This is a genomic window from Angustibacter sp. McL0619, assembly GCF_049994355.1.
GTDB lineage: Bacteria > Actinomycetota > Actinomycetes > Actinomycetales > Angustibacteraceae > Angustibacter.
The window spans coordinates 3519600-3534085 of record NZ_CP188257.1; the positions used below are offsets into that span (position 1 = coordinate 3519600).

General features: G+C 69.6%; 6 protein-coding genes. 4 read left to right on the forward strand and 2 right to left on the reverse strand.

All coding sequences use genetic code 11. The features are described from left to right. Positions 1–30: 30 nt before the first annotated feature. The gene (locus tag ACPPVT_RS16310) at positions 31–1164 is read right to left on the reverse strand and encodes a DUF2515 family protein (protein WP_426562052.1); all 1134 of its coding nucleotides are present in this window, start codon (positions 1162–1164) and stop codon (positions 31–33) included. Positions 1165–1585: 421 nt separating this feature from the next. Between ACPPVT_RS16310 and ACPPVT_RS16315 the strand changes: the two genes are divergently transcribed. The 3 genes from ACPPVT_RS16315 (at position 1586) to ACPPVT_RS16325 (ending at position 11071) form a co-directional block, all read left to right on the forward strand. Then, a complete protein-coding gene (locus tag ACPPVT_RS16315) occupies positions 1586–5326 on the forward strand; it encodes a hypothetical protein (protein ID WP_426562054.1) in 3741 nt (1246 codons plus the stop codon). Between the two features lie 226 nt (positions 5327–5552). Further along, a complete protein-coding gene (locus ACPPVT_RS16320; RefSeq protein WP_426562056.1) occupies positions 5553–9932 on the forward strand; it encodes a zinc dependent phospholipase C family protein in 4380 nt (1459 codons plus the stop codon). Beyond that, on the forward strand, positions 9929–11071 hold the full coding sequence (locus ACPPVT_RS16325; protein ID WP_426562058.1) for a hypothetical protein: 1143 nt from the start codon (positions 9929–9931) through the stop codon (positions 11069–11071). The genes ACPPVT_RS16320 and ACPPVT_RS16325 overlap by 4 nt, the downstream gene beginning before the upstream one ends. A gap of 108 nt (positions 11072–11179) precedes the next feature. On the opposite strand, the gene ACPPVT_RS16330 is transcribed toward ACPPVT_RS16325, so the two are convergent. Continuing rightward, on the reverse strand, positions 11180–13762 hold the full coding sequence (locus ACPPVT_RS16330; protein WP_426562059.1) for an ATP-binding protein: 2583 nt from the start codon (positions 13760–13762) through the stop codon (positions 11180–11182). 259 nt (positions 13763–14021) lie between these two features. On the opposite strand from ACPPVT_RS16330, the gene ACPPVT_RS16335 reads away from it, so the two are divergent. After that, a complete protein-coding gene (locus ACPPVT_RS16335) occupies positions 14022–14324 on the forward strand; it encodes a hypothetical protein (protein ID WP_426562061.1) in 303 nt (100 codons plus the stop codon). The last annotated feature ends 162 nt before the right edge of the window (positions 14325–14486 follow it).

A 14486-nucleotide genomic window follows, 5' to 3' on the forward strand; every position in this document is an offset into this window, starting at 1 on the left:
GCGCTCAACACCCACCTCGGTGTCGCCGTCCTAGTGACCATGGCGGCGGTAGGTCAGGTTCGCGCGAGGCCCAGCAGACGACTTTGGCCGCCACTGCCAGGCGTTGGGTGGGGACTCGCTCTCGGTGGAGAGGTGCGGGATCCGGCAGGGGGTTGCTGCGTGGTCGCGTGCCGCGTCGAGGATGCGGTGCAGGCTGGTGTCGATGAGCTTCTGGTCGGCACCGAATCGTCGGAACCGGGGAACAACGCTGGCCAGGATCCACCACCAGCGGTCATCGAAGCGAGTGATTCTCGGCCACCCCCGCGACTGCAGGACTCGGGGAAGGCCCCGGGTCAGCGAGTCAAGGTAGAACGAGGTGAAGTACCCGGCCTCCTGGCGCGCTCCACGCACCTCGAAGCTGGTGGCCGAGCCGAGGGAGACGAGCCTGGCGAAGGCACACGACAGGCGATCGAAGTGGGGTTGTACCAAGGCGCGCTGCTCGTGCTCGAGCAGTTGGACGTTGCCCGCCCAGATCAGATCTTCCGCAGCCTGCCGATCGAGCGTGGAGGCTGACCTGCCTTCCAAGACCCGGCGCCCTTGCTCGATCGCCTCGAAGCCGGCAATGACCGAACCGTAGTAGCTGTCGGCCTGCAGCAGGGCCCGAACCCGTCCGATGCCGTCGTCGCCGCTGACATAGGCGAGGTGGACCCAGAAGATGTCGTTGAAGATGGCGTTGTTCGTTTCCCGGATCGTGTTCACGTCCTCCATCAGCAGCAACCGCTGACGCCCCAGGCTTCGCGGGATGTTCACGTAGCCGCTGCGATCGGTATCCAGCCACAGCGGAACCAGCGCGAGGCGGACGTGGTGCGACGCGAAGGCGGCCAGCCCGACCCATTTGAAGCAGGCGGGCAGGAGCCCATACATCCAGGCATAGCGAGCCGAGATCTCCATGTTTCGATGGAATGCGCACGCCCGGTTCACCAGCAGGCCGTCGGCCAGAGCCTTCCACCCAGTGATGGTTTCCGGTTCGCCGACCCGCGAGACAAGCTCACGTAGCTCACTCGCGCCAGAGGCAGATGAGTCCACCATGGGCCGCTCCTCGTGAATGCTGCCAACGATAGTGGCGTCACGGGTGGCGGGTCCGGGCGCGTTGATACGGCTGGCTTCGAAGGTCTTGACGAACACGAAGAGCTAGCTTGGTCCGTCCGGCGATGCACCTGCGGGGACGGCGGACTGGGTGAATAGATAGGCTGAGAAAGTTCGGGGTGGGGCCCTGTCCCTCGACGCCGCGTCGTTCGTCAGCTGTCCGTCTAGTGCCGCCCGCCGGTTGGCGCTACGGTCAGCGTGCGCCGCCGGCCCGCACCCCCCCCTGTGGGGCCGGCGGCGTCTTCGCAATCGGACGAGTTCAGGTGCGGGCTCGTCGCCTATCGGTTTGAGCGGGCGCTGCCTCGCCGTCGGATCAGTTGAGGAGCGGCTCTGTTTACACCTGTCGCTCCGTGTGGAAATCTCAGACTCGGCTCCTGAATCACCCAATAGCGAAATCCTGGGGCAGGTCGCCACACTACGTGCCATTCGCGCACGTCAGTGACGTGCGAGCGAGGTGGCCATGGTCCAGCCAGCGCCCCCCAACATCACCGAGCCTCTGTCCTCGTGCAGCCGCCGGGTACGTCTGGACGGGATGGTGCGCGCGGCCGTCGTGGACCTGCGCGGCACCGCAGGCCGCCAGCTTGGCCGATGGACCGCAACGTGGCCAGATGAGCTGTTCGACTTCGACCCGGGTGTGCAGCTGAGGCCGGGCGAGCTGGTGTGGGCCAGGCAGACCGCACCCAGCGGCGAGGTCAGCAGCTGGACCACCTACCCGCAGGCAACGCAGGCGGCCGCCCCGTCGACACCGATGTTCGACCTTCCGGTGGTGGCCTGCGCACCTGAGGTCAGCGTGTCCTCGGTAACCCCCGGGTCCCTTGTCACAGTCCTGGACCAGACCGCCAAGGCCGACGTCGGCTCGACCTCGGGCGGGATCACGGAGAACGTCAAGCTCACCCGGGTCGTCGACCCGATCGATGTGCTCCAGCTGCGCGCCACCCCCTGCGGAGGGCTACCACCGGGGCCGTTGAGCACCGTGCCGACGATCGAGAAGCTTCGGACCCTGAGTGTAGAAGACCGCCGCCTTCCCCAGGTCGAGCTCGAAATGCCGTTGCGCGCATGCCAGCGGCTGCTGACCGTGCGCCACGGCCAGCCCGGAACCCGGCTCATCCTCAAACGCGGTGACGGCAGCGAGCTCGCGTGGTCCCTGCACGCCGGCAGCGAGGAGACGCTGCGGATCGATGAGCTGCACGAGAACGAGGACGTGCAGTGGTGGGTCACCCAGAGCGGCACGCCGTGCGACGTTCTGGACAGCGAACCGACCACCACCAAGGCCGTCAACTCGAAGCCCCCGCAACCACGCGTGGTCGCCGCACCCTGCCCCGGTTCACCGCAGCTGCAGCTGGGTGGGCTGGTCAAGAGCGCAACGGTGCGCCTACGCGTCGACGGTGTCGAGGTTCGCGAGCTGGTCGCGCCCGCGGACAGCTGCCCAATGGACATCGGCGACCTCAACCTGGTGCTGGGGCAGGTCCTGACTGTCGTGCAGCGCCTGTGCCACGACTGGAGCGACCCCTCACCCGATGTTGCCGTCAGCGCCGCCTGGGACCGCCAGCCCGTCATCGCCGAACCGCTCGAGGCGTGCTCGACCGTCGTCGTCGTCAACGACGTCTCCCCCGGCGCCCTGGTCGTAGTGCTGGATCTGGTCAGCGAGGTAGAAGGTGAGCTCGGCCGCACCGTCGCAGACGGCACAACCGCCGCCGTCCACGTCGCCCCACTCCTGCCCGACCACACCATCGTGGTCCGCGTTGTGGGCTGCCGCCCAGCTGACCTCAAGGCGCTGGTCCAACCCGATCGCGAACGTCTGGACCCGATTCTGCAGCAGGCCTACGTCGGGACCCGGACCGCCGTCGTGACCCAGGTGTCCACCGGCACCCGCGTCGACGTGTCCGTCAACGGTCACCATGGCGGCACGGCGATCGCCACCGGCCCCAGCGTCGACGTCACGTTGGACAACAAGCTGGCCGATGGCGACACGGTCGAGGTGCTGGCCAGACGTTGCAACATCCCCCGCAGCTCAAAACCGCGGCCAGCGGACGCACTCCCGGTCCCGGCTTACACGCTCCTGCAACCCGGCGGAGCGGACTGCGGCGGCGGGAACTGGGCGTCTGGTCGGGTCGAGGCCATCGTCGCCACCCCCGGTGACGTGCTGGTCCTGGGGTGCACCAACTCCGGGGTGTGGATCTCCCATCCCGACGGGTCCGCCGAGCCCGTCTCAATGACCTGGCCCAGCGCAGAGGTGGTCGCGCTGGCCAGCGACCCGAGCAACGTGATGCACGTGTTCGCGGCAACCAGGTACGGCCTGCATGAGAGCGACCCCACCGCGCCCGACCCGCTGCACACGTGGAAGGACATTCCCCTGCCACCCACCTTGGGCGGCGAGCTGCGAACGGTCGTCGTCAGCGACCAGAGGATCGTGCTCGTCGCCGGATCGGGCGGGATCGCCTGGGCACCCATCCCGGGCCCGGGTGCGCCATGGGCGCTGAGCGAGGACCCCAGCATGCGGGTCAGCTGGACCGGAGCAGCGCCTGGGCCGGACGGCTCGCTCGTGCTGGCCGCGGCAAGCATCCAACCGCCGCCGCCAGCTCCGGGGGTACCGCCGGTCCCGGTGATACCTGGCCGGCTCGCACGCGGGGCCTGGTCGCCGGCGGCGGGGACCTTCACCTGGACCGACAACGCCGGCACCGCCCCGCCCGCGTTCACCGCCCGGATGGGCCGCACCGTGATGACCTCCTGCCCAGCTGACCGCAACCACCTGTACGCCCTAGCCGCAAACGGCCTGGTCGGCCCGGACGCCGCGACCCTGCTAGGTGTGCTCCACTCCCCCGACGGTGGCCGGAACTGGGCCTGCCACCACTTCGACCCGAACGACCTGGACCAGTTCGCCGCCCCAAAACCTTGGGACATGGGCACTCAGGCCGGCGCCAACTTGGCGGTCGTGGCGCACCCCCTGGACCCGGCCAGGGTGCTCATCGCCGGCAGGAACGAGCGACTGCTGGGCTCAACGGACTTCTGTGCCACGTTCGACGCGGCCGGCTACCCGCGGGTCCTTGGGCCGACCTTCCACGCGGACAACCGGGCGCTCAACTGGGATATGAGCACTGGCCAGCTGCGAGTGCTGGTCGGCGGCGACGGCGGCATCTACGTCAGCACCGACGCCGACGGGCACGCGTTCAACAGCTCACGAAGCCGCGGGCTGTCCACCCTCATGGTTGACCGCGAGCGGGTCCCGGCGCTGGCCTCGGCACCAGATGTCCCGGGAAGCTGCTGCATCGGCCTGCAGGACAACGACGAGGCTGCGACGACGGCGGGGTCGGTGTGGCGGCAGAAGTTCGCCGGCGGTGACGGCAAGCACCAGATCATGATCAGTGGCAGGTTCCTGCTGCACAACGGCAACGACGCGCCACCGCTGCAGTGGTCGGAGGTGTCCTCGGCCGGGGTCGGTCCGAACGTCGAGGTCGGGCGGCCGCCCGCGGACCCGGGCGGGTCGCGGCCGACCTTCGAAAGGATCCTGAACGCCGTGGTGGCGCCCGCCTGGCGCAACGTCGACGGCCACCTGCTGGTCGCCTACGCCGCCGAGGTGTTGACGGGGGTGGACCAGGCGCGCCTGTACGGCATCTTCGAGGACCCGGACGCCGGCGCCGGACGATTCTTCGGGGTACAGCTGGCCGTGCTCACCGGGGTCCCCATAGCCGTCGCAAGCTTTGACGGCAGGACTGCCGTCGTGACAACGCAGACGTTCCCCAACCTGGTCCCACACGTGTACCGCTTCGACGCCGCGACCGGCGTCCTGCTCGAGTCCGTCATCCCCCGTCCAGCGCCGGTACCACCTCCTGCACCACCTCCCGCTCCTTCGGAGGTGTGGGGCGTGGTGATGACCGGACCGCATTCGGGGGCAGCGATCCACGACTACGAAATCCTGGTATCCGACGACCTGCAGGTGTGGACCCTGATGACCCTGCCACGCGCGCTACCCCCAGTCCGGGTCCTTGCCGCCGACCACGGGAGCCATCCTGCGGCGCTGCACGTGGGAACCGACTCGCTATCGGCGGTGATCCACGAGGGCGGTGCAGCGCTGACGGTGGCCACAGGGTTGCCGGTCAACTCCCTGACCCGACACCTGTCGATCGTCGCCGACGCCAACGGGGACCGTTGGGTCTACCTCGGGTCCTACGGCTGGTCGGTGTGGCGAGCCCGTCTGCCCTGACGCGGACAACGCGCCTCGGTGCGGCGAAGCCCACAGGACCTTGACGGTCCGCAAGACCAGGGCCAGGATCCAGGATGTCCGCACCGACTTGCGGGCATCACTCTGGAGACGCCGCCGCGCATCGCGCCCTTCTCGCGCTCGCGGCACGTGGTGTGGCGACGCCCCCTCAGCAGGGGCCGGCGCAGACCACCTGACAGCCCCTGCTCTCGGCATACCGGGAGGGGACATGCCAGGAGTCGGGACGCACACCACGACCATCCAGCGACTGGCGAAGGCCGGCCTCGGCGACCCGACGGTCCGGACCTTCCTCGGCGACCCGGACCTGAACGCGGACTGGCTGGCCTACTCGACGATCCCCGAGGCCCTGCAGGGGCGCTACGCCGTCCTCGGCGCCATGGGGCCCGACATCTTCTTCGCGATGCTCGACTACGGCGGCGGCATCCAGGAGGTGGAGGACGTCGTCCTCAAGCTGGCCGGCACGTTCCGCTGCGCGGGTCAGCTCTCGGCAAGGTTGAACAACCTGGTCGACAGCACGCTCGACGACTTCACCGACGACGTCTGGGGGGAGATCCAGACGATCTTCGCCCGGGTGAAGGGCATCCTGACCGAGGGCGCGATCGACCTGCTGATCGACGTGGTCAACCCGTGGTCGTTGTACCTGCCGCTGCGCCAGGTCGACGACATCCAAAACAACTGGTACTGGGGCGACTACCTGCACTACGTGAAGACGGGCTGCTTCACCCGCAAGCTGCTCGACCAGGCGCGCGCGCTGCACGCCGCGGACCCGAGCTCGGCGACGGGTCGGTGCCTTTCCGCGTACGCGCTCGGCTACCTGACGCACTACGTCTCGGACACTGTCGGGCACGGCTGGGTGAACCGGATCGTCGAGTCCCCGTACCGGAACCTGTGGCAGCGCCACCACCTGGTGGAGAACTTCATCGACGCCCACGTCTGGGCCAGCTGGCACGACGAAGGCGCGGACCCGACCCACCCCGCCGACGAGCAGGGCCTGGACACCATCCGCGCGATGGCCGGCGACCCGCTGCGCACCGGGGCGGCCCGGTACAGCTACGCGCGGCTGAACGACCTGTGCAACATCGGCTCGGCCGGCATCGACCCGTTCATCGACCACACCCTGGACCAGATCTGCAACGCCATCCAGAAGGGCCTGTTCCAGCTCGGAGCCTCGGTCGTGCCGGCGATGCAGTCCCCTGACGACCCGGTCTTCACGACCTGGACGCAGTTCGTCGCGGATGCGATCTGGCAGACCTACCCGCCGGGCCAGATGCACCCCAGCCGGATGGGCCGCTACCCCACCCCGGACGACGTGGCCGGCGCCTACGGCGCCTTCCGGATCCTGCTCTCGCTGGCCACCGAGGACGACGTCGAGCCGCCGAAGCCGCCGATGACGACCGACGTGGGTGCCGTCCTGGACCAGATGTGGAAGGACATCCAGAGCGAGGTGTCGATGATCCCGCCACCGCCGTCGACTGCCGGTGGTGGCGGCAGCTTCAGCCTGACGGCGCTGTGGAACTCGATCAAGGCCGAGCTGGCCTGGCTCGGCCAGGTCGCCGACGCGGCGCTGCATGTGTTGGGGAGCCTGGTCGAGGGCCTGATCAAGGCGGGTACCGCCGCCGTGGGGAACCTCATCAAGCCCGCCCTGTACGTGCTCGACACGATCCTCTACTCGATGTACCACACGCTGCGGATGGGCGTCGTGATGTCGGGGTACGCCGGACCGTTCACCGAGGACCTGACGGCGGTGTGGGAGGGGCTCGACCTGACGACGTTGTGGAACGCCGGCAGCGCCCAGACCAGCCCCCGGTACCCCCTCGAGCCGGTGGTGTCGCAGCGCGATCTGCTGCTGGACCCGTCGCACCCGTTCTCGCCGTACCGGCCATACTTCCAGCCGTCGATGATGGCCCCGGTGACCGTGGAGCAGCCGACCACGACGTTCCCGACCCAGGTGCTCGGCTGGTCGATGCCCGAGGACATGCTCGACTCGGCCGTGCCGGGCACCCACGACATGTTCTCCCGGCAGGGGCCGGCGCCGGCCGTGCTGTCCACGCTGCCGAACCCGGACGGCAGCACGAAGGCCCTGCTCGAGTCGTTCGACGGGAGCCAGCGCTACTTCGGCAGCATCATGGCCAACTGCGAGCGCGCCCTGGGCTTCGCCGTGCCGTACCTGTCAGGCGCGAAGTGGCCGAAGGGCGTCGTGCTGCCCGACTACAACATGGATGCCGACCGCGGCTATGCCTGGCCGTGCTGGGACGTCGACTGGTCTGCCCCGACGTCGTCCATGGTCCCCTTCCCCTGGAACGGCTGCGACCCTTTCCCGCTGGACACCGCGGCCCGGGTGTCGGCGACGCCGCCGCTCAGCTGGGGCGACGGCGAGAAGCCGCGCACCAACCCGAAGTTCCCCGGGCCAATGGTTTCCGTGAACGACCCGTGGGGCAGCCCGCGCTCCGGGACGGCCTTCGTCAACGCCAAGGCACTCAGCACCACCCCCGGGCAGTGCCAGTACGAGCCACTGCCCTTCCCGTGCATCGTGATCAACCCGAAGCCCGGGCCGGACAACCCGCAGGGTGACGCGCGCAGCGGTCTGGACGGCTGCAAGTTCAAGCTGCCGCTGGCGCGGCCCAGCATGCTCGAAGGCGAGCTGCTCAGTCCCGACTACCGGCTCGCCGATCCGCAGTTCCTGCACAGCGACGGCAGCATGACCAAAGACGACATGGTCAGCGTCTACCGGAACCTGCCGTACGACGATGTGACCAACACGAGGCAGGTGGAGAACGACGGGCGGCTGACCGACGTCCTGCGAGCGCTGGCGAGCGCCAGCATCCTCATCGACCCTCCGCTGACGATCCTCCCACCCGACGCGGAGCTGCCGCCCACCCACAAGGCCAACCCGAGGCTGGTCCTGGCCAACGCGGTGAGCCTACGGCTCGGCGGCGGGACGACGGCGCTGCAGTGGGATGGCGGCACCGTCCAGGTGACAACTACCGACCCTGACACCAAGCTGGCGACCGCGGTCGCCCAGCTCGCCGTCACCGGGCGCAAGATGTACGCCGAGTTCGCCCTCTGGTCGCCGCACGACGCCGACCTCGTCACGGAGTACGGCCACACGTTCCCGGCGTCGCTGTTCGCCGCGGCCGACGTGCAGACCGCGGTCACGAAGGTCCTCGACGACGCCTACACCGCGCTGTGGGCGATCAGGTCGAACGACCCGGCCTGGCGGCTCAGGCGCAGCGAGCTCGAGTGGATCGCGGTGTCTGGCTTCGACGACACACCGCACCGGCCGGTGAACGTGCCCACCGCGCCGTACCCGCAGTACGACCTCGACGTGCGGCTCACGGGCAAGGAGCGGTGGATGACGGTGACCACGCGTTACCTCGTCGCCTCGGCCGGTGGGTGGGTCGGGCCGATGGACGCGGCGAAGTCGTCGTTCGTCAACCCGAAGAAGGACGTGCTCGGTGACCCGCCGCAGGTGCCTTCGGTCGGCGCGCCACCGCGGGCGGTGCCGCAGGACTTCCCGGTGATCGGGGGCAACAAGATCATCCTGTACATCCACGGCGGCGGCTCGCGGGCCGAGGAGGCCGTGGACATGGCCAACTGGTTCATCGCCGACGGCGCACTGGCGGGAGACAAGTACACGGTCATCTCGCTGGACCTACCGAACAGCGCGTACGGCTCGACGTTCGACCTGTCCGACGTCGTCGGGCCTGACTACGACTACGTCCCGATGGACGTCCTGCACTTCGTGGTCCGGTACGTGATCGCCTTCATCGACACGCTGGACTCGCAGGTCGCCAACGTGAAGGACCGGATCGTGGCGGTGATGGGCGGCAGCCTCGGCGGCAACACCTCGCTGCTGCTGACCGACTTCTACGACGCGACGAACCGGCCCTGGCTGAAGACGATCGTCTCCTGGTCGGTGACGGCGACGGCGCCGGCGAAGTACGCCGGGCTGGTGCCCGCCGCCTGGCTGGCCGCCAAGAAGAGCCTGACGGAGGAGGCCCAGAACCCCGAGCCGCCGGGCAACCACAAGATCGAGGCGGCCTACATCTCGAAGATGTATGCCGAGCCGCTGACCCCCAAGGAGCTGTTCTGGGCGCTGCCTATTCCGGCGCAGCCCATCCTGTGGTTCCGCGGAGGCTACGCGCCGGACGGCAGGCTGGACTGGCAGTCGTGCAAGGACGCGTCCATCGCCCGATCGCGTTTCGACCGCTACGAGATCTACACGCCGGCCATCCGGCACTGGATCACCGCGCTGGACCTGGAGCAGATCGCGTTCACCTTCCAGGAGCGTCTGCCGAGGCAGTTCGCGCCGGAACAACGGCTGATGCTGGTCGCCGGCGAAATGGACAACTACTTCCCGAACGCCATCTACAACAGCACCATCGAGGTGGCCCGGGCCATCCGCGCGACGGCGCACGGCAAGGCCGAGTTCTGGCTGGCCACCGGGCACAGCATCCACAGCGAGCGGCCGCATCTCTTCGTGCAGGAGATCCTGTACTTCCTGGACAACCCTGATGCCGGCGACTCCCACAACGGCGTCGTCGTCTCGACGCCGCCCAAGGCGGTCTACTCGCTGGTGGACCGATGAGCACCGTCGACCGCACCAACCACGAGGCGTCACGGACGGCGCCCTGCCCGACGTGCGGCTGCCAGCCCCTCTGCGTCTGCGCCTGCACCTGCCACGGGCCGGGATCCGATGGGTCGGGCGGCGGCCGCGAGACCCTGCCGGTGCCGACGCCGTTCCTGGTCATCCCGTGCCGGCCCGGCGACGCCGGGGCCCGGCCGCTGCCGACGAGCCTGGCGATCTACAGCGACGCGATCGGCTGGAGGGTCGCGAACCCGAACGCCGCCGGCGGGTGGCACGACTTCCAGCTGTGGGTGTCGTGCGCCGTGGCCAACCTCGGGCCGGTGGCCAGCCCGGCGGCGATGATCGAGTTCTACACCGGGACGGCGATCGGGATCCGGCACCAGCAGCACGCGACCCTGACCCCCGCCGAGGTGCAGGCTGGGGCAAAGCTGCTGGGGCGTGCGTCGTTCACCGCGCCGCCCGGGGTGGTCACGACCGTCACCTGCCCGGTGCCCTGGATGCCGGGCGCGTACAAGGCTGCGCTGCAAGGGATCCTGGTGCAGGTACGAGACCTGTTCACCGACCCGTGGACGGCGCCGTTCGACGCGTTCGACGACCGCCACGTCGGGCGGAACGACGACACCATGCCGCGGATCTGGAACACGGGGGTCGACTACAACGCGGACCCGGTCCAGCCCAGTGCCGTGGACCAGCACTGGATGCTCGTCGCCGGACCCGGGGTCACCGACCCACAGCCATGCGTCGCGGTGGCGGAGCAGCACCCGGGTGGCGCCTACTTCCCGACGGTCGACTCCGCGTGGATCTGGCAGAACGCCGCGGGTACCGCGGACGTCGGCGTGCCCTATATGTTCCGGCTGACGATCGACGTGTCCGGGCTGGATCCCTCGTCGGTGACGATCGGCGGCGCCTGGGGGGTCGACAACGACGGGACGATCACGCTGAACGGCCAGGCGCCGACGGGCACGGGGACGTTCTCGCTGACCCGCGCGAACCTAGACAACTTCAACGTGCTCCACCCGTTCTCCATCACTGGTGGGTTCGTGGCCGGGGTCAACACGTTGGACCTCCAGGTGACGAACGCGGACGGGCCGGCGGCGCTGAACGTCACCGACCTGACGCTCAACGGGACGCCCGACTGATCCTCGCCGACGCCCGGTCAGCGCCGGGCCCGCCCGCCTTCCAGGTAGACCTTGCTGTGCCTACGCACGAGGGCTGCGATCACCGCGTCGTGCGCGACCCCAGGCCCGTCAGTTCGGCACTGTGTCCGCGTTGGCGGTCTCCTCGAGGTCGTCGGTGCTGATGATGCCGCGGCGCAGTGCGGCAGCGACGGCTTCCCCGCGACTGGCCGCACCGAGCTTGGTCAGGATGCGGGACACGTGCACGCTCGCGGTCTTCGGGCTCATGTACAGCGCGGACCCGATCTGGGGGTTGGACCGCCCTGCTGCCACCAGCCGCAGTACCTCCATCTCTCGCTCAGTAAGGTCTGTGGCCGACCGCTCGACAGCACCCGACCCGGGGCGTGTCAGCAAGGCCCGTACCGCCTCGGCACGCCCGGAGATGTGTGGGTGGCGGGCGTCCTGCCGGTCGATCGCTCGCGCCAACCAGCCAGGGCTGCGTGGGGCTGCTGCTCGGGCCGCCACGCCAAGCAACGGCCACAACAGGTAGGGCGGCACCGCCTCGCCACATCGCTCGAGGCAGCCGCTCGCGAGCCGCAGGGCGGCGTCCTTGCTGCCGGCCCGGAGGGCCAGCTCGGCATCGACCGTGGCCAGTGGGGCCACCCACTGGTCATCCACACACGACGCCGGGAGCCGCGCATGGGCCTCGGCTGCCGCCGCGCGCGCTCCCGCCGAGTCATCCAGCCGTAGGCAGGTCTGCGCGAGGCAGATGTACAGGCCCGCATGGCCCACCGAGGGGTCGTCGATGCTCAACGCGTCCTCGAGGACTGCCTTTGCCTGATCTGGTCGATCGGTGTCGAGAAGCACCTGGACGTACGTTCCCGTCCAGTAGGGGGGAGCCGGTCCGCTGCCTTCGGGCGCGAGGGCAAAGGCGCGGTCGATGAGGGCTTCGGCTTCTGCGGGCCGTCCAAGCGTGAGCAGGAAGTCCGCCTCCTGGTTCAGCCACCCGCGCTCGAGGTCTGACGATCCAGACGTACGAGTCTCTTCCCGGATGCTCCTGAACACCTCGAGCGCGGCGTCGGCCTCTCCCAGCGCGGCCAGGTGAACCGCGTACTCGCCGCGCAGGGCTACGCGCATAGAAGGGATGAGCTCGTCGAGCGGGCCATCGAGCGCGTCCAGCAGGATCGACGTCCGATCAGGGCCGCCGCGCCGATGTTCAGGACTGACCGTCAACAGGGCCTGACACAGGTAGGAGCGGGCGGCACTCCGGCCAGGTAGCAGCTCGGCCAGAGCCTTCTGGATCGCAGCGTGGACTTCCGGGAGCTCGCCGAGTTCCTGAACCAGGAACGCTTGCAAGTCGAGCAGACGTGCGCGCCGGGCGGGCTCGACGGGTGACGGCAGCGTCGTGATCGCCAACCCCAACAGCTCGAGGGAATGCTCGAAGTCTCCGGCGAACATCGCGGCCAGCCCTGCCTGCTCGGCCAGCGTCGAAATGTCCATGGCGATGCTGACCCGCTCGCCCAGCTCAAGGGCACGCAGCCGCAGCCGCAGCTCGTCGGCGACGGCACCCAGGTCGTGGGCGTGGCCGGCCGCGGCCATGGCGGCATCGAACGCGCGCTGCTCGTCGCCGGCCTGCCACCAGTGCTCCGCCGCCGCCATCGCCGCCGCCGGGTCGCCGACCCGCTGGTCCAGCAGCCGCGCGTAGGCCGCATGCAGTTCGGCCGCCTCCCCGGGCAGCACGTCCCGCTCGACGGCCTCACGCAGCAGCGCGTGCCGCAGTCGGTACCCGCCGCTGTGCTGGTCGACTACGAGCAACCCCACCTGCCGCAGCTCCCGGCATGCGGCGCGGAGCTCCGCCGCAGCAAGCCCCGTGGCCGCGCGCAGCATCGGCTCGTCGACCGATGTCCCGGCCACCGCGACGGCGCGCAGCACCGCCGTTGCCGGTGCGGGCAGGCCGGAGGTGCGCTGCCGCAACAGCTGCCCGACCTCGGCGGGCGGGCCGGCCCGGCCAACGGTCTCGTTCGCGACCAGCTCCTCGACGTAGAACGGGACCCCCTCGCTGCGTGCGACGATCCGTGCTGCCAGCGCCGCCTCCGGCGGATGACCGAGAAGCGCACGGACCTGCTCGACGACACCGTCCGGCTTGAGCCGACCGAGTTCCACGGTCACCGCATGCGGCAGCCGGGCCAGCTCCCCGAGGGCGGTCCCGACCGCGGCCGGCACCTCGGCCTCGTCGACGCGCGCGGTCGCCACCGTCATCACAGGCGCCCGCCGCAACCCCCGAGCCAGGTAGTCCAGCATCTCCATCGTGGCCGGGTCAGCCCAGTGCAGGTCCTCCAGCACCAGCAGCACGGGCCGCGCGGTCGCCGCGTCCAGCAGAGCCCGAGCGGCCTCGTCGGCCAGCTGACCCGGCCGCCGCTCCCGGCCGTCCAGCACACCCGGCCCGAACAGGGCCAGGAGCACGGGCACGAACCCGTGGAACGCCACCGCGCCGCCCGCGCCGAATGCGCACCCGCCCTGCAGCACTAGAGCGACACTCTCATCGCGGCTGACGCCGGCGGTGACCTCGTCCACCAGCCGGGTCTTGCCGATCCCGGCCTCTCCGGTAACCAGGACAACGCGCCCCGACCCGGCCACACTCGCTCGCCAGGCCCCCATCAAGGCGTCCAGCTCGTCCGCGCGACCTACCAGCTCCGGGCTGGTCAACCGGCCCACCCGTTCACTGTGCCACCCGACCAGCGCGCGGCACAGTCAAGAACCGCCCGCAGAGGCAAAGCAACCGCCGGACAGCAAGGAGACCGAACCACCGCGACCGAGGCTGCGTCACCGCTCCGGCGGCGCCGGCTAAGACAGGTCAGCCGCGAAAACTTGGTCAACTGCCGGACGCGCGAGGCCCTCCTTACCGAGCACCGTCGAGTCGTCAAACCCACCGCCCCAACCGGATCTTCGAGGCGGACCCCCAAGGGAGGAAGCCATGACCACTCGCACAGCCACCCGCAAGACGCTCATCGTCGCCGTGCTCACCGTCGCCGTACTCGCCGCCCCGGTGAGCATGCCGGCCGCGCAAGCCAGGATCGCACCACCCGACACCTCCCCGCAGGCGGCCGCCAGCAGCCAGCTGGCCCACACCCAGTCCGCGCTGGAAGCGTTCTACCAGGACCAGCAGAACCTCCAGCACTCACGACTCGCGAACATCGCAGCCGAGATGAATCGCCAGGACGCCCGCGACTGGCCCGTGCCGCAGACCGCAGTCGCATCGGGCACGACCTGCCCGTGAGCTCGGCCGACCCGTCGCACTGGCGACCCGCTCGCAAGCACAACTTCTGCAGGTCGCCAGGCGACGGTTCACTCCGCGCAGACCAGACCAACCAGCAAGGAGCCCTGGTCCTGGAGTTTAGGACGATGGCGGTCCGCGGCCTCGAGTTCGTCCGGATGAATA